Origin of the sequence: Serinibacter arcticus (genome assembly GCF_003121705.1) — a bacterium.
Lineage (GTDB): Bacteria > Actinomycetota > Actinomycetes > Actinomycetales > Beutenbergiaceae > Litorihabitans.
In genome coordinates this window covers 2,635,181-2,655,945 of the sequence record NZ_PYHR01000002.1, presented here as the reverse complement: position 1 = coordinate 2,655,945, position 20,765 = coordinate 2,635,181, and the positions used below count along the sequence as shown (strand labels likewise).

Annotated in this window: 16 protein-coding genes; 2 read left to right on the top strand and 14 right to left on the bottom strand. The window is 74.1% G+C overall.

Annotated elements, in window-relative coordinates; all coding sequences use genetic code 11:
* Nucleotides 1-17: 17 nt before the first annotated feature.
* The 4 genes from C8046_RS11935 to C8046_RS11920 form a co-directional block, all read right to left on the bottom strand.
* Nucleotides 18-791, bottom strand: a complete 774-nt coding sequence (locus C8046_RS11935) for a hypothetical protein (protein WP_146197148.1) — start codon at nt 789-791, stop codon at nt 18-20.
* 278 nt (nt 792-1,069) lie between these two features.
* Nucleotides 1,070-1,339 (bottom strand): hypothetical protein, encoded by a 270-nt coding sequence (locus tag C8046_RS11930; RefSeq protein ID WP_109229635.1) that lies wholly within the window; start codon nt 1,337-1,339, stop codon nt 1,070-1,072.
* Between the two features lie 245 nt (nt 1,340-1,584).
* Complete coding sequence (locus C8046_RS11925; protein WP_109229634.1) at nt 1,585-2,232, bottom strand: hypothetical protein; 648 nt, start codon at nt 2,230-2,232, stop codon at nt 1,585-1,587.
* 143 nt (nt 2,233-2,375) lie between these two features.
* Nucleotides 2,376-7,694: a ThuA domain-containing protein gene (locus tag C8046_RS11920; RefSeq protein ID WP_146197147.1), complete on the bottom strand. Its 5,319-nt coding sequence runs from the start codon at nt 7,692-7,694 to the stop codon at nt 2,376-2,378.
* Nucleotides 7,695-8,004: 310 nt separating this feature from the next.
* On the opposite strand from C8046_RS11920, the gene C8046_RS11915 reads away from it, so the two are divergent.
* Together C8046_RS11915 and C8046_RS11910 are read left to right on the top strand one after the other, a co-directional pair.
* Complete coding sequence (locus C8046_RS11915) at nt 8,005-9,198, top strand: ROK family protein (protein WP_109230911.1); 1,194 nt, start codon at nt 8,005-8,007, stop codon at nt 9,196-9,198.
* A gap of 1 nt (nt 9,199) precedes the next feature.
* Nucleotides 9,200-9,880 (top strand): ThuA domain-containing protein, encoded by a 681-nt coding sequence (locus C8046_RS11910; protein WP_109229632.1) that lies wholly within the window; start codon nt 9,200-9,202, stop codon nt 9,878-9,880.
* 50 nt (nt 9,881-9,930) lie between these two features.
* Here the strand turns inward: C8046_RS11910 and C8046_RS11905 are convergent, their stop codons facing one another.
* From C8046_RS11905 to C8046_RS11860, 10 genes are all read right to left on the bottom strand, one after another.
* A complete protein-coding gene (locus C8046_RS11905) occupies nt 9,931-10,437 on the bottom strand; it encodes a TetR/AcrR family transcriptional regulator (protein ID WP_235866305.1) in 507 nt (168 codons plus the stop codon).
* A gap of 38 nt (nt 10,438-10,475) precedes the next feature.
* Nucleotides 10,476-11,318 carry an SDR family NAD(P)-dependent oxidoreductase gene (locus tag C8046_RS11900; RefSeq protein ID WP_109229630.1) on the bottom strand — a complete coding sequence of 281 codons (843 nt, stop codon included), beginning with the start codon at nt 11,316-11,318 and terminating at the stop codon, nt 10,476-10,478.
* 57 nt (nt 11,319-11,375) lie between these two features.
* The gene (locus C8046_RS11895; protein ID WP_109229629.1) at nt 11,376-12,107 is read right to left on the bottom strand and encodes a restriction endonuclease; all 732 of its coding nucleotides are present in this window, start codon (nt 12,105-12,107) and stop codon (nt 11,376-11,378) included.
* Between the two features lie 108 nt (nt 12,108-12,215).
* Nucleotides 12,216-12,821, bottom strand: coding sequence for an SHOCT domain-containing protein (locus tag C8046_RS18800; protein ID WP_199224460.1), 606 nt, complete (start codon nt 12,819-12,821; stop codon nt 12,216-12,218).
* Between the two features lie 123 nt (nt 12,822-12,944).
* A complete protein-coding gene (locus tag C8046_RS11885; protein ID WP_109229628.1) occupies nt 12,945-15,056 on the bottom strand; it encodes a hypothetical protein in 2,112 nt (703 codons plus the stop codon).
* On the bottom strand, nt 15,053-18,262 hold the full coding sequence (locus C8046_RS11880) for a hypothetical protein (protein ID WP_109229627.1): 3,210 nt from the start codon (nt 18,260-18,262) through the stop codon (nt 15,053-15,055). The genes C8046_RS11885 and C8046_RS11880 overlap by 4 nt, the downstream gene beginning before the upstream one ends.
* Nucleotides 18,255-18,971 (bottom strand): ABC transporter ATP-binding protein, encoded by a 717-nt coding sequence (locus tag C8046_RS11875; protein ID WP_109230910.1) that lies wholly within the window; start codon nt 18,969-18,971, stop codon nt 18,255-18,257. Before C8046_RS11875 ends, C8046_RS11880 begins: the two co-directional genes overlap by 8 nt.
* A complete protein-coding gene (locus C8046_RS11870) occupies nt 18,968-19,879 on the bottom strand; it encodes an ABC transporter ATP-binding protein (protein ID WP_109229626.1) in 912 nt (303 codons plus the stop codon). The genes C8046_RS11875 and C8046_RS11870 overlap by 4 nt, the downstream gene beginning before the upstream one ends.
* A 126-nt stretch (nt 19,880-20,005) precedes the next feature.
* Nucleotides 20,006-20,413 (bottom strand): type II toxin-antitoxin system VapC family toxin, encoded by a 408-nt coding sequence (locus tag C8046_RS11865; RefSeq protein WP_109229625.1) that lies wholly within the window; start codon nt 20,411-20,413, stop codon nt 20,006-20,008.
* Nucleotides 20,410-20,697, bottom strand: coding sequence for an antitoxin (locus C8046_RS11860; RefSeq protein ID WP_109229624.1), 288 nt, complete (start codon nt 20,695-20,697; stop codon nt 20,410-20,412). Before C8046_RS11860 ends, C8046_RS11865 begins: the two co-directional genes overlap by 4 nt.
* Between the last annotated feature and the right edge of the window lie 68 nt (nt 20,698-20,765).

Below are 20,765 nucleotides of genomic sequence, written 5' to 3'. Positions count from 1 at the left end.
TCCGGCGTGAGGCGGCGTCACTCCGCGACCGGCGCGTCCGTCGGTTCGATCGCGTCCTCGAGCCCGAGGAGCAGGTCGATCGCCACGACCAGCGACCGCACGCGGCGCAGCGAGCGCGCGTCGTCGTCGTCGAGCCCGACGGTGATCCACCGATCGCCGTGGTCGACCAGCAGCTCCCCCTCGCCGAGCAGCTCCCGGCAGCCGGCCACGAAGGTGTCCCACCCCTGCTCCGGCAGCTCGAGGGTCGGGTCCCTCGTGATCGCCGCCCAGCGCAGGTGCTGGACCGCGTCCGCCCCGGGCGCGCCCGACCTCGACGTCCTCGTGCCGATCACGAAGGCCCGGCCCTGGACGATCCCGCGGACGACGAGGACGTGGCGCACGTCCCTGGGCGCGGGCCGGGCCTCGGTGGCTGCTGCGGGCGGGGCGGTGACGGCGGGCGGGAGCAGGCTCGCGTGCGGGTCGGGCTCGGGCTGCAGCCCGTTCACCGCCGCGAACTCGGCGAGCCGGTCCGACGGCGTCCACCGGCGTCGCTGCCGCCGGGCGGTGACGACCGCCGCGACGACCCCGAGCAGGATGAACGCCGGCGCGACGACCGCCGCGGCCGCGAGCGCCGGCCGGACGTCGGGGAAGGTCGCGACGGCGAGCACCGCGGCGGTGACGACGGCGCCCGTCACCCCGGCGAGGACCCCCGTCTGCCAGGGCTTGCGCCAGGCGCGGCGCCACAGGGTCGCGGATCTCCCGGTCGGCACCGGGGACCGACGGCGCAACGCGTCCACGTGCTCCTGCGTCACCGGGCGCGTGAGCGCGTCGAAGTGGAGGGTCCGGGCGAGCGGCCGGTCCAGGTGCGCGCCGACGAGGGCCTCGGGCTCCTCCCCGGCGGTACGAACGTGCCGAACGTCCGGCTCACCCCGCCCCCTTCCGCGCTCGCGGTCCTTCGCCGCCGCCTAGTCTGCCGCGCGTCGGGGGCGAGGGGTGTGCCCGTCGAGGTCGTCCGCTCGTCCGCCATCCGTTCGCGAGGCCTTTCGGGTCGTTCGCGAGGCCCTTCGGGTCGTTCGCGAGGCCCTTCGGGTCAGGCGTCGCTCTCGAACCGGTAGCCGATGACGTCGTCCGTCAGCCCGTTGGACTCAACCCTCGCCTGCGCCTCCTCGAGCGACAGGTCGGTGTCGAAGGGCACGTAGCCGGACGGGTCGACGTGGGGCGACGGAGAGTCGAGCGCGCCTCCGGGCGACGTGGCGGTCGACTCCGAGGCCGCCGGCGCCCCGCACCCGGCAACGAGGATCAGTCCGCTCGCGGCGATCACGAGGGGAAGGGCGCGCGAGCGGCGCGAGAGCGGCGTCATCTCGTCAGGCTAGTTCGACGTCGTGGTCGCGGCCCGCTGCGTCCCGGGACGCCGTCGAGCAGCTTCGGCCTCGCTCTCTGCGGACGGCCCTCGCTGTCTGCGGACAGAATCCGGCCGCGGCGGCGGCCCGCAGCATCGCCGCAGGTCAGGGGCCTGGGCGCACGACGGCGTCAGCAACCGTCCGCAGAGAGCGAGGTCCGTCCGCAGAGAGCGAGGCGCGCGGGGCAGAGGCGGCCGGGGCGGGGTCAGGCGCGCGCGGCCCGCTTGCGCCGGCTGAGCACGACGGCGATCGTCGCTCCGAGCGCGACCAGCACCACCCCACCGACCACGAGCCAGGGGAAACCCGCGCTCGCGGTGGTGTCGGACGCGGCGTCGCCGACCTCGGTCGTGCCCTCGGCGGCGGTCTCGGCGGCCCCGTCGGACTCGCCGCCCGCCTCGACCTCCGGAGCAGCCTCGGACGGCGCCGACTCCGGCGCCGCCTCGGGCACCGGCGGCGCGACGATGTCGAGCTCGACCGTGGCCTCGACCTCGGACGGCTCGGTGACCGTGGCCGTCACCGTCCAGTGCCCCTCGCCCAGCACGCCGGCGTCGGAGCGGTACCAGCCGACCCCCGAGGTCGCCGACTGCAGGGTGAGCGGCCCGACCTCCTCCCCCGCGTCCGAGACCGCGACGACGGTGATCGCCGCGCTCTCCTCCACGGGGTGGCCGTCGTTGACGTAGGTGAGGAACGCGTCGACACCCCCGCCGCCGTCGGTGCCGAGCTCGATCGTGATCGGGCCACCGTGCGCCTGCGCGGCCACGGGACCGAGCGCCACCGCGCCCAGGAGTCCGAGCAGCAGGGCGGCGAGCGACGCCCGCAGGCGAGCCGCGGTCGTGGGTCGGGGTCGGGTCATGTCGGGCCTCCGGGTCGCAAGGGTCGTGAAGGGTCGCAAAGGTCATGAGGTGTCGGCGGAGCCGACGCCCCGGCGCGGGACCGGGAGATCCCAGTCCCGCGCCGAGGTGCTGCCGGGCGTGCCCGGCGTGCTGCTGCCTGCGGCTAGCCCATGTGCTCCAGCCGGTACATGAAGGCCGCCATGGCGTCACGGTTGACGGGGTTCAGCGGGCGGAAGATGTCCGTCCCGTCGTTGCCCTCACCGATCCACCCGGTGGCGATCCCGTTCTCCGCGAGCCAGGAGATCTCCGTGAAGAACTGGTTCGTCGTGGGCACGTCGTCGAAGGCCGAGACCTCCGGGACGGGGTAGCCCTCGACGTCGGAGTAGCGGTAGAGGAACGCCGCCATCGCGTCGCGCGCGATCGGCTCCAGCGGGCGGAAGCTCGCCGTGCCGTCACCGTTGTCCCACCCGGTGGAGATGCCTGCCGAGCTCAGCCACGCGATCTCCGTGTAGAACTGGTTGCTCGTCGGCACGTCCACGAACGGCGACACCTCGGGCAGCTGGAAGTCCGGCTCACCCGCCAGGCGGTAGAGGAACGCCGCCATCGCATCGCGCGCCACCGGCGTGACCGGACGGAACTCCGCCGTGCCGTCGGGCAGCACCCAGCCGGTGGAGATGCGCTCGGACGCCAGCCACGAGATCTCCGTGAAGAACTTCGTGCCCGGGGGAACGTCCACGAACGCCTGCTCGACCGGCACCTCCTCGTCGTCGACCACGAGGAAGTGGTCGAAGCGCACCGGAACGATCGGCTCGGCCGCCGCGCCGAGCGCGAACAGACCGACCCTGGCCTCGGCCAGTCCCGTGTTCGTCACGGCCTCGGCCAGCGGCGTCCACGTCTCGCCGTTCGCGGAGAAGGCACCCGTGAAGGTGTCGCCCTCCTTGGTCAGGCGCAGGTGGAACACGTCGCCCTCCAGCCCGTCGACCCCCGGCTGGGGGTTGAGCACGACGCCGCCGGCCTCGCTGCGCAGCTCCAGACCGAGGTCGCGCGCCGACCCCACCGCGTTGCGGGCGACGACGTCGAGCTTCACGTAGTTGTCGTCGTCGCCGTACAGGATCAGACCACCCTGCTGGTACTGCTGGTCCAGCGCGGTGACGTCCACGATCGTCTCGACGGTCCAGTCCTGGGCGGGCTGGGCCTGCACGACGATGTTGGGAACCTCGCCGTTGTCGGTGCCGTAGATGTCCGTCGGGGTGGTGTCGAGCTCGAGCCACCCGTCCGTGACGCGGTACCGGTCGGTGTCCTCGCGGACCACGCTCCAGCGGCACGCGTCGAGCGCGTCACCGTCGAAGAGGTCGTCCGGTCCGGGCGTCGTGGCCGTGTCGTCCGGGCTGATCTGGAACCAGCCGAAGGACGCGTCGATCACGGGGCTGACCGACGACGTGTTGGCGAACGCCGTGAGGCCGACCTTCAGCTCACCGAGCTCGCTCACCTCACCGAGCTCGAGCGTGTCCGGCAGCTCCGTCCACGACTGGCCGTCGGCCGAGTACGAACCCGTGAGGATCCCGTCGGTCAGGGCGAGGCGCAGCTGCACGGTGTCCGGGAAGTCGACACCGAGACCGCTGGTGTTGACCTCCTGCGCCGTGCCGTTCTCCTCGACGGCGAGCTGCACGATGCGTGCCCCCGCGTCCGGGGAGGCGGTGCGGCCCTGGATCACGAGCTTGGCGTAGTTGTCGTCGTCGCCGTAGATGATCAGCCCGGCCTGCTGGTACTGCTCGCGGGCCGCGATGCTCACCTCCGTCGTGAGGACGACGTCGCCGTCGGGCAGCTCCTGCAGCACGATGTTGCTGACGTCGCCGCCCGGCCCGTAGATGTCGGTCTTGCTCGCCGGGATGACCAGCGAGCCGTCGGCGACCCGGATGTTCTGGTCGCGGCGCACCACGGTGGTCCACCGGTCGTCGTCGAGCTCGTCGCCCAGGAAGTCGTCCGAGCGGCCGGTGAGGCAGATCGGCGGCGGGGAGGACTCGGAGACGACCGTGACGGTGAGGTACTCCACCGCGAACGCGCCACCGGGGTCGGTGACCCGCACCTGCAGGCGGTAGGTGCCCGCCTGCTCGTAGGTGAAGGTGAACTCCGGCCCGCCGTCGGCGAAGCCGTCACCGAGGCCGGCGTCCCACTCGTAGGTGAGCTCGCTGTCCTCGCCGTCGGGGTCCGACGCCGTGGCCGTGGCGGTCACGGTGGCGGGGGCCGTCGGGGTGGCGTCGTCGATCGTGAGCGCGACGTCGGGGCGCACGTTGTCCGTGACGCCGCGGCCGTTGAACTCGGCCCAGTTGACGTTGAGTCCGCCGTCCAGGCTCACGAAGTAGAGCGTCCCGGTGCCCTCGGGCACCTCGACCGGGGCGCCCGAGGTGGTGACGTAGCTCTGCCAGTCACCCGTGGCCGGCACGTCGATGCTCGCCAGCTCCGGCCCCTCGGGGTCGTTCCAGCGGAGCGAGACGGTCCCGCCGCCGTCGGGCGACGCGGCACGCAGGGCGATCGTGTCGATCTGCGCGAGGCTGATCGGGTCGAACGCCCACCAGTCACCGGCCTCGATGTAGCCGATGTTGGAGCCGCCACCGGCGACGTCCGTCGTCGGCTCGATGACCACGCCCGGGTCGCCGGCCGCGTCAGAGGAGTCCAGGCGCCCGGTCGAGGTGAAGAACTCGGCCTGGAGCGTCTTGGGCTGGAGCACCTGCAGGTCGTCGGCGCGCAGCGGCACGCCGACCGAGCCACCGTCGTCGATGTAGCTGGCCTCGATGACCCAGAAGATGTTCTCGCTGATGCCGTGGCCCTCGTCGCGCGCCGTCTGGATCATTCCCGAGCAGCCCGAGAGCTCCTCGAACGGGTGGGCGTGCGAGTCGTGGCCGAGCGCGGTGAACAGCGTGACGTCGGCGCAGTCGACCGTGCCGTCGGGGTCCTCCACGACGACCTCGTAGGCGACCTGGTCACCGAAGTCGAAGAAGCCGCCGTTCTCGGGGAACGTGATCGTGATCGTGGGCGCGATGTTGCCCACCACGATCGTGACGTTCGCGACGCCGGTGCGGCCCTCCGCGTCCGTGGCGGTGAGCTGGGCGACGTAGCTGCCCTCCTCCTCGTACACGTGCACGGGGTTGGCCTCGGTGCTCGGCTCGGAGCCGTCGCCGAAGGTCCACTGGAGGGTGATCGCCTCGCCGTTCGGGTGGCGCGTGCCATCCGAGGAGAAGGAGACCTCCAGCGGCGCGAGACCGCTCGTGACGTCGGCCGTGGCCCGCGCGATCGGCGAGACCTCGCCGAGCACGTAGTTGACCTTGAAGATGCCGGAGCTGGGGTTGTTGCCGCCGAAGCCCGAGCCCCAGTCGATGACGTACAGCGCGCCGTCGGGCCCGAACTCGAAGTCCATCGGTCGGTTGAAGCCGACGGACGGGTCGAAGATGCCCGGCAGGACGCGGTTGACGTCGACGATGTCGGTCCGGTCCTCGCGTGCGAGCTGGATCGAGTACATCGTGCCCTTGTTCCACTCGCCGAACATCGCCTTGCCGTCCCAGTAGGCCGGCCACTTGACGTCGGAGACGAGCTCGGGGTCGTAGACGTAGGTGTCGCCCGCCATGGGCGCACCGCCGCCGCCGATCTCCGGCGTCGTGGGCGAGCCGCCCGCGTTGTAGTAGATCTCCGCGGGGATGGCGGGCGGGAGCTCCGTCAGCCCGGTGTTGTTCGGGGAGTCGTTGACCACGCCGCCGGTGCAGTCGAAGGGCTCGCCGGACTGCCCGGTCGCGAAGTTGTAGTCGTTGTACCCGGCGTTGTCACCGGTGCAGTGCGGCCAGCCGTAGAAGCCGGGCTCGGCCACGATGTTCCACTCCACGGTCCCGATCGGGCCGCGCGTGGGCGAGGCCTGGCTGCTGTCGGGGCCGTAGTCGGCCACGAGCAGGTTCCCGGAGGTGTGGTCGATGCCGATCCGGAACGGGTTGCGCAGCCCCATCGCGTAGATCTCGGGGCGGGTCAGCTCCGTGCCCGGCGCGAACATGTTGCCCTCGGGCACCGTGTAGGTGCCGTCGTCCTGCGGCGTGATGCGGATGAGCTTGCCGCGCAGGTCGTTGCTGTTGGCCGACGTGCCCTGGGCGTCGTAGCTGGAGCGGCCCGCGCGCTCGTCGATCGGCGAGAACCCGCCGGACTCGAACGGGTTCGTGTTGTCGCCCGTGGCGAGGATCAGGTTGCCCTCGTCGTCGAACAGCATGTCGCCGCCGGCGTGGCAGCACGTGTCGCGCTGCGTGGCCACCTCGAGCAGCGTGACGCCGCTCGCGGGGTCGATCGTCTGGGCGACCGCGTCGTAGGTGAACCGCGAGATCCGGTTGTGCGGCCCGGAACCACCGAGGTCGGTGGGCGACCAGTACAGGTACACCCAGCCGTTGTCGGAGAAGTTCGGGTCGAGGGTGATCCCGAGCAGGCCGTCCTCGTTGCTCTGCGTGACGCTGAGGTCGAGGACCGTCGTGGTCACGGTGGTGTCGGCGTCGATGCGCTGCACCCGGCCGTCACGCTCGATGTAGAAGACGGTGCCGTCGTCGGCCACCTTCAGCGCCATCGGGTTGGACGTGGAGTCGCTGAGGTCGACGCGCTCGAAGCTCGAGCTCTGCGTCGCGGTGCAGTCGCTCTCGACGGCGCCCGCGGCGGTCTGGATGCCTCCCAGCAGGTGCCGCACGAAGTCGGGCTCCTCGAAGGACTCGATCGTGTGGCCGCCACCGGTGTACCAGGAGCGGCCGCCGTCGAAGGTGTGGCACCAGGCGATGGGGTGGTCGATCCCCATGGCCGAGGCGCCGGCCTGGTAGGTCGTCTCGTCGAGCGAGGCGAGCACGTGCACGGTGTCGCGCGGGTTGGAGCGGAAGTTGTACCACTCGTCGTAGCGCACCCACTCGTCGTCCAGGTGCGCGGTGGAGTCGTGCGCGTGGTCCTCGACCTTGATGGTGGCGGTCTGGTTCTGGGGGTGACCGGCGAAGTAGGCGCCGACGAGCTCGCCGTACCAGGGCCAGTCGTACTCGGTGTCGGAGGCGGCGTGGACGCCGGCGTAGCCGCCGCCGTTGCCGATGTAGGTCTCGAACGCCTCCTGCTGCTCGGCGTTGAGGACGTCGCCGGTGGTCGACAGCCAGATGACGGCGTCGTAGTTGGCGAGGTTCTCGTCCGTGAACTGCGTGGAGTCCTCGGTGGTGTCGACGGCGAAGTTGTTCTCCTCGCCGAGCTTCTCGATCGCGGCGATGCCGGCGGGGATGGAGTCGTGGCGGAAGCCCGCGGTCTTGGAGAAGACGAGGACGGAGAAGTCCTCCTCCTCGACGACGATCTCCGGCTCGGGCGAGGGGAGGGGGACCGCGGTGGCCGAGGCCATCGCGGCGAAGGACATGGGTACTGCCACGGTGGCGGCGGCGGCTGCCGCGATCGCGCGGCGGACGCCGGGCGACCTGCGTGCGAGCAGGTTTTTCACCAGAAGCTCCTTTGGTCTGATGTCACATACGGGTGCTGCTGACGGTGGTGGTGGGTCGATCACCTCCTGGACCTCGGGCTGTCGACGACGACTGCGGACGCAGGTCAGCGGGAGGGCGTCTCCACCGGGCGGACCCGACGCGACGACGAGCGGTCCCCTCTGACCACCCGTCGACCGTAAGCAGACTTTTGCTGGCCGTCAATCAAAAGATCGAGTACTTTCATCTCAAGGAGACCAAAGGGCCGGGCGAGGACGCCGGGCCGGCTGCGCGGCGCCGTCGCGCGGCAGCTCAAGGGGGTTCACTGTGCTCATGGACGCATTGAGGAAGTTCCCGGCGCGACCCACGGGGGCCGGCGAGACGTTCCAGCTCTTCCGCGACGGCGCCCCGCGCACCCGCGCGTGGTTGATGACGCAGAGCGGGCACTCGCGCTCGACGGTGGCGGCCCGCATCGACGCGCTGTGCCGCATCGGCGTGCTCGCGCCCACCGGCGAGGCGAGCAGCACGGGCGGCCGGCCACCGGCCACGTTCGCCTTCGCGCCGAGCGCCCGCGTGGTGCTCGGCGTCGACCTCGGCGCCACGCGGGCCCGGATCGGTCTGACCGATCTGGCGGGCACGCTGCTCGTGGAGCGGGACGAGCTGGTCGCGATCACCGACGGACCCGAGCGGGTGCTGGCCTGGGTGGCCGACACCGCCGAGGCGCTGCTCGCGGAGATCGGGCGACCGGCGTCGGACCTGGCCGGCGTGGGGATCGGCGTCCCGGGCCCCGTGGACCACCTCACCGGGCGTCCGGCGAACCCGCCAATCATGCCGGGGTGGAACGACGTCGACGTCCCGAGCCACCTGGCGGAGCGGCTGGGGGTCGCGGTCGCCGTCGACAACGACGCCAACATCATCGCGCTCGGCGAGCAGCGGATGATCTACCCGGGCGAGCGCGAGCTGCTGTACGTCAAGGTCGCCACCGGCATCGGCGCGGGCGTCCTCATGGACGGTGCGCTGCGGCGCGGTGCGCAGGGGGCGGCCGGGGACATCGGCCACCTGTCGCTCCCGGGCAAGCAGGACGTGCTGTGCCGGTGCGGCAACCACGGCTGCCTCGAGGCGGTGGCCTCGCTCGCCTCGATCGCCCGCAACCTGGGCCAGGAGGAGGGCGCGCCGGTCTCCACCGACGACGTCATCGCTCGCGTACGGGTGGGCGACGTCCGCGCGAACGCGCACGTGCGACAGGCGGGGCGCGACATCGGGCTCGCGCTCGCGAGCGCCGTGAACCTGCTCAACCCCTCGCGCATCGTCGTCGGGGGTCTCCTGGCGCTGGCCGGGGACCAGCTCATCGCCGGGATCCGGGAGGTCGTCTACCAGCGGTGCATGCCGCTGGCCACGGCCCGGCTCCAGATCGGCACGGCGCGCGGGGGCAGCAACGCGGGCATCGTCGGTGCCGCGACGCTCGTGATCGACAGCTTTCTCTCACCGGAGGCCGTGGAGGGCCTCATTCTCAGCAAGGAGGAGTGACGTGCGACGAAGCGCGCTGGTGGTACGCGGTGGCTGGGAGGGGCACGACCCCGTCCCGACGACCGACCTGTTCATCCCGAGGCTCGAGGAGCTGGGCTTCGACGTGACGGTCGAGGACGCCCTGGAGGTCTACGCCGACGAGGACACGATGGACCGCACCGACCTGGTGGTGCAGGCGTGGACGAACGGGGAGATCCTGGCCGACGAGCTGGCCGGGCTTCGCCGCGCCGTCGAGGCCGGGACGGGCCTGGCGGGGTGGCACGGCGGCCTGCTCGACTCCTTCCGCGGGGCGACCGACTTCCACCACCTGGTGGGCGGGCAGTTCGTGGCGCACCCCGGGGACCTCATCGATCACGAGATCCGGGTGGTGCCCGACCGTGCCGAGCACCCCGTGCTCGAGGGCCTCGAGCCGACGCTCGCCCTGCGGTCGGAGCAGTACTGGGTGCAGACGGACGCGGCCGACGACGTGCTCGTGGAGACCACGCACGCGGTGCGGGAGGGGCAGCCGTGGAGCGAGCCGGTCACCGTGCCGGTGGTGTGGACGCGGCAGTGGGGAGCCGGGCGCGTGTTCGCGTGCACCGTCGGGCACTCGGTCGAGACGCTCGCGGACCCGTGGGTGTTCCGGGTGATCGAGCAGGGCATGGTGTGGGCGGCGCGCGACGGCGAGGGCGGGGCCGGGTAGGCGGGGTTCCGTTCCGCGCCGCTCGAGAGGCGCGGTCCGAGCGCGTGTGCTCAGCGCGTCGCGGCTGCCAGCACCCGATCGACGTGGCGACCGAGCCACGCGTCGTCGAACGCACGCGTCCTGAGCAGCCAGCGATGGAAGATCGGCCCGACGAGGAGTTCGGCGAGCTCGTCCGGGGCGTCGACGTCCGCGATCCGCCATCGCTCCCCGATCGCGCGCATCTGCGGCTCGAGCAACCGGTGCAGGAGCTCGAGGTTCAGGTCGGGGTCGGTCAGCACCTGCGCCGTCGCCGCCCGGAGGAGCCGGTCGCTCGCCGGATCGCTGAGCTCGGCGACGATCCCGGACGCGAGCGCGACGAGGTCAGCGCGAAGGTCACCGGTGTCCGGGACGAGCGCGTCGCCGGCGTCGCCTCGATCGCGGTCGAGCAGCGCGTCGAACAGGATCGCGCCCGGGTTCGTCCAGCTCCGGTAGAGGGTCTGCTTGCCGGCGCCGGCCCGCGCCGCGATCGCCTCCATCGTGAGCCCGCCGAACCCGACCTCACCTGCGAGCTCGAGCACGGCCCGGTGCACACGCTGCCTGGTCGACGCCCGCGCCATCACTCCTCACCCCGGACCGCTCGCTCGGCCGCGACGAACGCCGGGTCGCGCGAGTAGTCGGCACGTCGGCCCTCCAGCGCCGCCACCACGGCGCCGGCAGCGTCGTCGCCGACGAGCAGACGCAGCCGCTCGTCCCGCGGGTCGTCGACGTGGGCGAGCACGGCGGCGGCGATCACCTCGGGCGGGGTGCCCCCACCCGTGCCGGTCGTCTCCCACTCGAGCTGCGGCGTCCCGAGCACACGCTCGCGCGTCGCGTCGTAGGCCGGCGACGTCGCGGCGAACCGCATGCTTCCGATCGCCCACTCGGTGTCGATCGAGCCGGGCTCCACGATCGAGACGCGGATGCCCTGGTCGGCGACCTCCTGCGCGAGCGCCTCGCTCATCCCCTCCAACGCCCACTTCGACGCGTTGTACAGCCCGAACAGCGGCATCGTGCCCGCAGCGCCCACCGTCGAGATCTGCACGACGTGGCCGGATCCCTGCTCGCGCATCACGGGCAGCGCCGCCTGAACGAGCCACCACGGCCCGAGGACGTTCGTCTCCAGCGCGTCTCGCACGAGCTGCTCGTCGACCTCCTCGACGGCTCCGACCACACCGAAGCCCGCGTTGTTCAGGAGGATGTCGAGGCGACCGAACTCCACCCGGGCCCGCTCGACCGCCGCGAGCGTACCGTCGCGATCGCGCACGTCCAGCACGTGCTCGACGACGCCCGGGATCCGCGGCGTCGTCCCCTCGCGCCGGGTGGTCGCGAGGACCTGATCGCCGGCCCTCGCCGCGGCTTCGGCGATCGCCCGGCCCAGGCCGCGGTTCGCTCCGGTCACCAGCCACACGCGTCCAGTCATGGCTGCGATTCTACGCGGTAACGAGACGCAACGTCTCGTTACCGCTCCGCTCGAGGTCTAGCGTCGGCCCTCGTCCCGTCGGGACCGGTAGACGCCCTGCCCGATCGCGGCCAGAACCGTCAGCACGAACGCCGTCCCCACCCCTGCGAAGACATCACGGAAGACGGGGGAGGCTGCGTCCAGCTCCGCGGCATTGCTCCCTATCCCGACCAGGACGAGCAGGAGCAGCACCGCAACGACACGAAGCGCGTGGTGGAGCAACCACCCTCGCAGACCAGGACGTCGGCGCTCTCGCGAGGACGCCCGCATCCTCGTGTCGGGCGATGGGACGAGCCTCGGCCGGCCCGTCGACCCCACCACCGGCCCAGCCGTTCGGCCCGCGACGGGGTGGGCCGTCGGAGGTGCGGACCGCCACGCCAGAGCGCGCTCGGCGGCCGCGTTGCGGGCCGTGAGCCTGCCCTGGTGATCCCAGGTGAGCAGGATCATCCCGACGCCGTCGGCGTACGTCAGGGCGTCGCGCGTGTAGTTGGTGGCCGAGAAGAACCACAGCTGGAGGTGTCGGTCGTCGGCTCGCGCTCCGTAGAGGCGCTGCAGGGCAGGACGGCCGGTGTAGGTCGACTCCATCTTGACCTGAGCGATCGCCGACCGCGCTCGGACGTCGATCCCGCCGTCGGGGCCCACCGGCGTCGCCCGAGCGTCCGGGTGACCGAGGCGCCGCATGTGGTGCGCAGCCATCTCCTCGGCCTGCTGGTGCCCCTGCACGTGCTGACCGGGTTCCCACTGTGTCACTGCCGCATCATCTCAAGCCGCCCGCCGACGTGCTACATCCGGAAGCCGCAGAGCACGGACGGGCCAACCCTCGTCCCACCCCGGCTTCCGGCGGGCCCGGGACGTCGATCACCCTGCGATCCGCGAGATCACCGCCGCCTTCGCCATCGCGAACTCCTCGTCCGTCAGGATGCCGCCGGCGTGGAGCGCCCCGAGCTCCGCCAGCTCCAGAGCGGTCGGCGTCGTCAGCGGGGGCGGCACCCTGTCGCTGACGTGCGGCGCTTCCGGGGGCTCCGGCGTCCCGTACGGAGCGGTGTAGCCGCCGCCCCCGAGCGCCTGCGCCCGCGCCGCGGCGAGCGGCTGCGGATCGCTGCAGGCGAGAGCCGCGTCCAGGAGGGACCGAACCTCGCCCTTGTCGGACACCTCGAGAAGTGCTCCGAGGTCCAGGGCGCCGTCCCGGGTGGAGATGTGGACGCTGTTGCCGGAGAAGGCTTGGTTCTGGAAGAAGGCGGAGACGACGTCGACGTTGTCGATCTCGTGGACGACGTCCAGAGGGTTGCGGCCGAGGCTGAGCATGCGCCACTGCGTGAAGGCCAGGAACTCCAGGAGCCCACGAACTTTGTTCGTCTTGACCACGAGCGCCACGCGCTCACCCGGCAGGAGCGTGACGCTCAACAGCTCGAGCACAGCGTCCTGACGCTTGTTCTTCACCTTTGCGCCGAACCGAACTTCCATCTCGATCTCCTCCTGGCCCAGCGCCCACACGCGTACCCGGTATTCGACACTAACGTCACGCGAACCTTGTCGGGCAGCCGGCGCTCGACGCAGTCGATGCCGGGTCCACCCCTTGGTCCGGCGTCAGCCCGCCCGCAGCCGCGACGCCAACGACGACCGCGGCGGCCGCGCCCACGCGACCGCGGCGGCCACGACGGCGAGCACCGGCACCGCCGCCCACCACGCCATCAGCGGTCCGACCGCGACCCCCGGGGCTACCAGCACCACCGCGAGCAGCCCCGTCGCCACCCCGGCGGCGGCCGCGAGCGCCACCGGCACGGCCGCGGCGAGCACCGCCACCCGGGACGCCCGCTCCGCCGTCAGCCCGAGCGCGCGGGCTCGAGCGCCGTCGCGATCCCTCCGCGCGCGGTCGGCGATCCCCACGAGCACGACGGCGACCAGCGCGATCGTGATCAGCGCCCCGACCACCCCGGTGCGGGTGACGGTCGCGGCGTCGACGAACGGCGCCAGCACCGGGTCGAGCTCCGCGCCATCACCAGCCCCGCCAGCACCGCCAGCACCCCCGGCACCCGGCAGCGGCTCGGCCGCCGCGAGCACCGTCATCGCCACGCTCACCAGGATCGTCACCGTCGCCACCCCGCCGAGCCCGGCGCGCACCGATGACAGCAGCGGCACCGCCCCGACCCCGCGTCGCGCCGTCGCGACCGCCGCCCGTCGCAGCCACGGCGCGAGCCGCAGCGCGACGACGGCGCACGCCCCCGCGATCAGCGGCGCGGCACCCAGCACCACGAGATCCGCACCGACCGTGCCCGCGGCAGCCGCGTCCCCGCGCGTCCGCAGGGTCAGCGTCGCGAGGACCGCGAGCGCCACCACCACGACCTCGGCGGCCGCGCGCAGCGCCTGCTGTACCCGCCTCGACCGCGACCGCGCCGCCCCCGACGGCGGAGCCTCCACCGACGACACCGCCACCAGCACCGCGACAGGCGGCAGCAGCACCGCCGCGAGCACCGGCGCCACCCACCCCAGCCCGACGGCTCCCGCCCCCGCGCCGAACCCGAACCCCCACACCACGACCCCCGCCGCCACCGCTGCCCCCACGACAGCCACCACGACCGACTCCCCCGCCGCCACTCCCGCGAGCACCAGGCGCGAGGCCCCGCGCGACCTGGCCAGCGCCACCGCGGCACCACGCCGTCGCGCCAGCACGCTCGCCGCCAGCCCCAGCAGCGAACCGGCAGCCGCGAGCAGCCCCAGCAGCACCACCGTGGCCCGCGCCGACGCCTCCGCCGCGAGGTCGAGCGACCGCTGGACCACCACGTCGGCCTGCGTCGTCAGCGAGGTCGGGACGCCGGGGATGTCGACGGCGTCGGGTGCCGCCGTGAGCGCGCGCACGTCGTCGGCGAGCCGCTGCGCCGTCGCGACGGTCACCTCCCCCACCTCCGGCCGCGCGACGTACCGCGGGTCCAGCGACAGCGGCGGCATCGCGAACCTCGCGAACGGCACCGACTCGTCGCTCAGCAGCCCGACCACCGCGTTGCGCGGGTCGCCGCCGCGCACGACGAGCGGCTCGAGGATCGACGGGACGAGGCTCCAGCCCCAGTCCTCGGCGTCCGCCGGTTCGAAGATCCCCACCACCCGCACCGTGACCGGCCCGCCCCCTGTGGCTGCGGTCTCGATGTCGTCCTTGAGGCCGACGCCCAGCAGGTCCGCGCTCGCCCGCGTGAGCGCCACCTCGACCGGCGGGATCGGCGCGTCCGTGCCGACGACGTCCTCGGCCACCGCCGTCGCGCGTGGCTTGCGACCCTCGACCCACCGGACCTGCGGCGCGTTCTCGCCGTCGAGGTAGGCCAGGCGCAGCTCGGTGGCGACGTAGTCGATCCGCTCCGCCGTGAGGGGGCGGCTCACGAGCGTCGCGATCGGCGGTCCGTAGGCGTCAGGCAGCGCGTCGGTGACCTTGCCGAGCACGTACTCCACGGTGTCGGCGGTCGTGTCCCACAGCGGTCGCGGCACGACGTCGTCCCCTGTGAGCGGCACCGCGACGCTGACGACGGCGCCCGGATCCGCCACCGCCACCTGCACCGACGCGGTGGTCGCGTCGCTCTGGATCCGCGGCACGACCACGCTCAGCACGCTCACGAGGGCGACGACGAGCGCGCTCAGCGCGAGCAGCGGCGCCGCCGCGCGGCTCGTCCGCGCGAGGATCGCCAGCACCGAGCCGCGCAGCACCCCGCTCATGCCGCGTCCCCCGAGCGCAGCAGGCTGGCCGTCGAGGACCGGGCGGTCGACGATGCCGTCCGCGACCCGAGCACCGCCCCGACCACGGCCGCCCCCGCGGCGAGCAGCGTGAGGCCCGCGAGGGCGGCGCCGATCGGCGTCACCAGGGCGACGTCGGGGACCGGGCGCGCTCCGCCGTCGCCGGCCACGATCGAGGGGGCGACGGCGAGCGCGGCGCCCGTTCCGGCGACCGCCCCGACCACGACGGCGGCGAAGGTCGTGCCGATGATCCGCACGATCGTCATGCGCCGCACGTCGGCGCGGCGGGCGCCCAGCGCGCGCACCCGGGCGTCGACGATCGCCTGCGCCCGCGCGGTGGCGGCGGCGTCGGCGCCGACGGCGGCCCACGCGAGCACGACGGCGCCGGCGGCCAGCAGCGCGAGCGCGGCGAGCACGGGGCGGCTCAGGGGCGCGCGCGCCGCGTCCGCCGTCGCGATCCGCTCGGGTTCCGTGGGCTCGAGGCCCGCCGCCTCCAGCTGCGCGACCGCGTCCGCGGGGTCGGCCCCGGGCTGCGCCACCCACCACTCGTCCACGACGGGCCCGGTCTCGCCCGCCACGAGCATCGCGTCGGCGATCGTCGAGCGGTCGGCGAGCAGCGTGGGGGCGCCGGGTTCGGAGGGCACGTAGGGGATGACGCCGGCGACGCGCGCGGTGACGGCCGCGGCCCCGACCCGCAGGTCGAGCAGGTCGCCGTTGGCGAGCCCGAGATCCGCGGCGAGCTCCGCCGACGCCAGCACGGGCACCTCGGGCGCAGCCGCCACGGGGAACGCGCTCACCAGCAGCCGGGTGCCGCGGTCCAGCAGCAGGTCGACGCCCGCCGTCACGACGATCGCGCCGTCATCGAAGCGCAGCGCGCCGAACTGCTCGACCCCGCGGAACGACGCCGTCCACGAGCTGGTCACGGGGGCGCCGTCGATCGCGACGGCGACCGTCGCCGTCGCGCCGCCGCTGAGGAAGGGTGCGTCCAGAGACTCGGCGATCAGGTCGAAGCCGAGCATCACCGCGGGGACGGTCGCGCCGTCGGGCAGCGCGGTCTCGGCCGCGAGCACCGGCCGCTGCGGGGTGCCGTCGAGGATCACGGGCTCGGCCTCCACCAACGACCTCTCCCCCGACGGCGCCTGCACCACCAGGGTCACCGTGGCCTGCGCGAGGTAGCCCTCGATCCCGACGGCGTCCCCCGTCACGGTCACCCCGAGGGGGTCGGCGACGGTGCCCGGCTCGGCGCCGGTGCCGTCGCCGCGGTCCACGAGCGGCGCCATGACCTCCGACCACGACCCGGCGGCAACCGACCCGGCGCCGTCGAGCCGCCCGAGCACCACCTCGTCCGCACGCGCGGCGTCGAGCGCGACCAGCCGGGCGGACCCGGGCCGCGAGCCGAGCTGCACGGGCCGGCTCAGCACCGCGGCGGGCGAGGCCCCGACGGCGTCGGCGACGACGACGCCCGTGTCCCCGCCCGGTGCGTCGATGACGGTGAGGTCGGCACCCGCGGACGCCTCGGCCTGGTCCACCCGCGACTGCGACCACGTCGCGGACACGGGGACGACGAACGCGAGCGTGGCCGCCGCCCAGACCACCGCGGCCGCGGCGCCGGCGAGCGTGCCGCGCGCGATCCGCCACACGGCCAGGGGCAGCACCGCGCCGCGCACGCGGTGCACGACGCCGTCGGCCGCGCGGGCGGCGAGCGGCACCACGCGCAGGGCGACGGCGACGAGGGCGGCCAGGACGGCGCCGGGCGCCAGCACGAGGAGCGGGTCGAGGCCGGGGCTGGGGGCGTGGGTGCGCAGCTGCACGACGCCGACCGCCGCGAGGACGACGAGCAGCACCTCGCCCGCGAGGCGCACCACCGGGCGGGCCGTCCGGCCGGAGCCGCGCCCGCCCGCGATGCGCCACGCCTCGGCCGCGACGACCCCCGCGGGCACGAGCGTCCCGATCGCGACGGCGGCGATCACCACCGCGTCGATGCCCACGGCACCCGCCCCCGAGGCCGAGGGCCACCACGCCGCCGATCCCGACGAGGCCAGCGCGCGGTACGCGAAGGGAGCGATCGCCGTCGCCAGCCCGGCCGCGACCACCGCGGCGACGACCGCCTCGGCGACGGTCCCGCGGCTGACCTGCCAGCGCGTGGCGCCGCGCGCGCTCGCGAGCGCCCACTCGGCGCGGCGTCGGGCGGCGAGGGCGCGGCCCACCTGCGCCAGGACCGTCGCGGCGACGGCGACCACGACGAGGAGGACGGCGAGCACCAGCGAACGCGTGACGCTCTGCTCGGCCAGCCCGGCCCGCACCTCGCTGCCGAGATCGGACTGGACGGAGACGGAGCGGACGTCGTCGCCGAGGGAGTCGAGGGCGCGCGCCCGCAGGCCGGCCACCCCGTCGGCGATGGCCTGCGCTCGCTCGGGCTCGCTCGCGAGGTCGGGGACGACGCGGACGCTGCCGCGCGTGACGGGGGCGCCGGCGTCGAGCAGCGTGCCGGGCGCCACGAGCAGGGGCCCGAACGCGTCGAGGCGCCCCAGCACCGTGCCCGTCCCCTCGCCGTTCAGCTGGTCCCGCTGCCACTGCGCGTCGACGTCCCGCACGGCGATGCCGACGACGGCGACGCGGCGCGCGCCCTCCCCGCCGTCGGGCTCGCGGCCCGCGTGGGGGGCGAGCACGAGCTCGTCGCCGACGGCGACGGCGAGCGCGTCCGCCGTCGGGCGGAGGAGGACGACCTCGAGCGGGCCGGCGTCGTCGGCCCCGGCCGACGCGGCGGACGGCTCGGGCCACCGCCCGGCCTCGAGGGTCGCGTGGTCGGCGGCGGTGTCGGCGTCGAGCAGGTACGTGGCGCGGGGGTCAGAGCCGGGGAGGTAGGACAGGTCCGAGACGGCCCAGGTGGAGGCGGGCAGGGCGAGGTCGCCGGCGGCGTCGGTGGTCATGCCCGCGAGAGCGGCGAGCGCGGCCGCGCCGGACGCCGCGCCGTCGTCCTCCATGACGAGGTAGGCGGAGACGACGGCCGCGTCGTCACCACCCCGGAACCGGTCGGCGAGACCGCCCGCGACGCCCGCCGTCGCGAGCAGCGCGCACAGGGCCGCGAGCGTCCCGGACACGACGAGCGCCAGCGTGACGGTGGCGAGCAGCGGCCACTGGGCAAGCGCACGCTTGAGCGCGGGCGGCAGGCGACGTGCATCAGTCACCGGTGAGGCGCCCGTCCTCCAGGTGCAGCACGCGGTCGGCCAGCGCGATCATCACGGGGTCGTGCGTGGACAGGAGGGCCGTCATGCCCTCGGCCTCGACGACGCCGCGGATGAGGGCCATGACCGCGAGGCCCGTGTCGGTGTCGAGCTGGCCGGTGGGCTCGTCGGCGATGAGAAGGGTCGGGGAGGCGGCGAGCGCGCGGGCGACGGCGACGCGCTGCATCTGGCCGCCGGACAGCTCGTCGGGGCGGTGCGCGGCGTGCCCCTCGAGGCCGACGAGGCCGAGCAGCGTGGCGACGCGTCGCTCGCGCCGGGCCGGTCGCCAGCGCTGCAGCCGCAGCGGGAGGCCGACGTTCTCGGCGGCGGTGAGCTCCTCCACGAGGCCGAACCCCTGCAGGATCATCGCGACGCCCTGGCGGCGCAGGCCGTCGCGGCCGTCCTCGTCCAGGGCGGTGACGTCGGTGCCGGCCACGCTGACGCGGCCGGCGTCGGCCGACTCGAGGCCGGCGACGATGTTGAGGAGCGTCGTCTTGCCCGAGCCGGAGCGGCCGACGATCGCGACGAGCTCGCCGCGGTGGGCGGTGAAGGAGACGCCGCGCAGGGCGTGGACGGCGGCCGGGCCGGTGCCGTAGGAGCGGTGGAGGTCGTCGACGACGACGGTGGGCTCGGGGGCGGGCTCGGGGGTGCTGCGTTCGACGGCGGCGCTCATCGCTCGCCGTCCGGCCACAGCGACACGTGGTCGGCCTCGAGGGCGAGCCGCACGCGGCGCGTCAGCTCGAGCGCCTCGCGGTACTCGCGCGGGATCTGCACGCGCCCGGCGCGGTCCATCACGGCGTACTCCTGCGCGACGACGTGGGAGCCGCCCGCGCCGTCGTCCGAGAAGGTGCGCAGCACCTCCGAGCTGGTGCGCCCGTCCCGGATCGCGACGGTGCGCTCGACCGAGTCGCTCACCGTGGCGTCGTGCGTGACGACGACGACGGTGATGCCGTCCTCGCGGCTGACGGTGCGCAGGGCGCCGAGGATCTCGTGCGCGGTGGTGGTGTCGAGCTCGCCCGTGGGCTCGTCGGCGAGCAGGACGCTCGGTCCGTTGGCGAGGGCGACGGCGAGCGCGACCCGCTGCTGCTGGCCGCCGGACATCTCGTGCGGCAGGCGCCGGGCGCAGTCGCCGACCCCGAGCCGGTCCAGCAGCTCGGCGGAACGGGTGCGGCGGACCTTGCGGGAGGTGCCGCCGAGCGCGGCCGGCATCGCGACGTTCTCCTCCGCGGTGAGGTGGGCCACGAGGTTGCGGGAGGTCTGCTGGCGCACGACGCCGACGACGCCGCGCCGGTACCGCACCCGGCCGGCCGTCGAGAGGGCGCCGAGGTCCCAACCGTCGACGTGGACGCGGCCGGCGGAGGGGGCGTCCGAGCCCGCGAGGATCGACAGGAGCGTGGACTTCCCGGCGCCGGAGGGGCCGACGACGGCGATCATCTCGCCGCGCTCGACGCTCAGGTCCAGGCCCTGGAGGGCCTGCACCTCGATGGAGCCGTGGCGGTGGATGCGGACGACGGACTCGCAGACGACGGCGGGTTTCTCCGTGGCGGCGAGTGCAGGGGCCGCCGCGGTCGACGGTGGCATCGGGGCTCCTTCAGCGAGGCACGGCCGTGTGCCCGAGGGGCGCGCCCGGTGGTGCGCCGGAGCGACCCTAACCCCGGTCGGCGTCGTCGGCCCGTCCGGGGCGACCGGGGCAGCCGGGCGCTCACCTCACACCGGGTCCCGACGGCGGAGTCCCGGCACCGCGTCGAAGTCGTGGTCCGGCGTCACGATCTCCTCGAACCCTGCGACGAGCGCGGTGGCGGCGTGCACCGCGTCGCGGCCCCCGAGCGACGTGGTCGCCGCGAGGTCGAGCGTCCGCAGCAGGACCGAGTCCTCGAACGGGTGGACGTGACACAGCTCGCGCACGTCCCTGACCAGCGCGACGGCGTCCGGGCGGGACCCGCGCCGCATCCGGTGGAACAGCAGCTCCTGCAGGGCCTCGACGCTCACGTGGATCTCCGCCTCACCCCGCGCCGCCCGCTCGAGCAGTGTCCGGCAGGCCTCCCGGAGCGGGCGCTCTCCCCCGACCGCCAGGGCGAGCACCGCGGTGTCGAGGAAGAGCCGCTCGGCCGTCATCGGCCGGCGCCATCGGCCCCGACCGAACGGTCGGCGTCGCCGACGATCGCGGCCTTCGACTCCGCCCAGTCCGGCTCTCTCCCGTCGGTCTCGGCGGTGGCGTCGAGGATGCGCCTGGCGGCAGCGGCGCGAGCCAGCTCGACCCCCGCCGTCGAGAAGTGCTGGTCGATCGCCGTGCGCACGATGGAGCCGATCGAGCGCCCGGTCGTTGCCGACTCGGCCTCGAGTCTCGCGAAACGATCCTGGTCGAGGAGGACCTGAAGACGACGCTCGAGAGTGGACATGCGCGGACCGTAGCATGTGCAGGTATGTGCAGGTCGAGCGCGTCAGGCACCGGGCCACGCGAACGTCG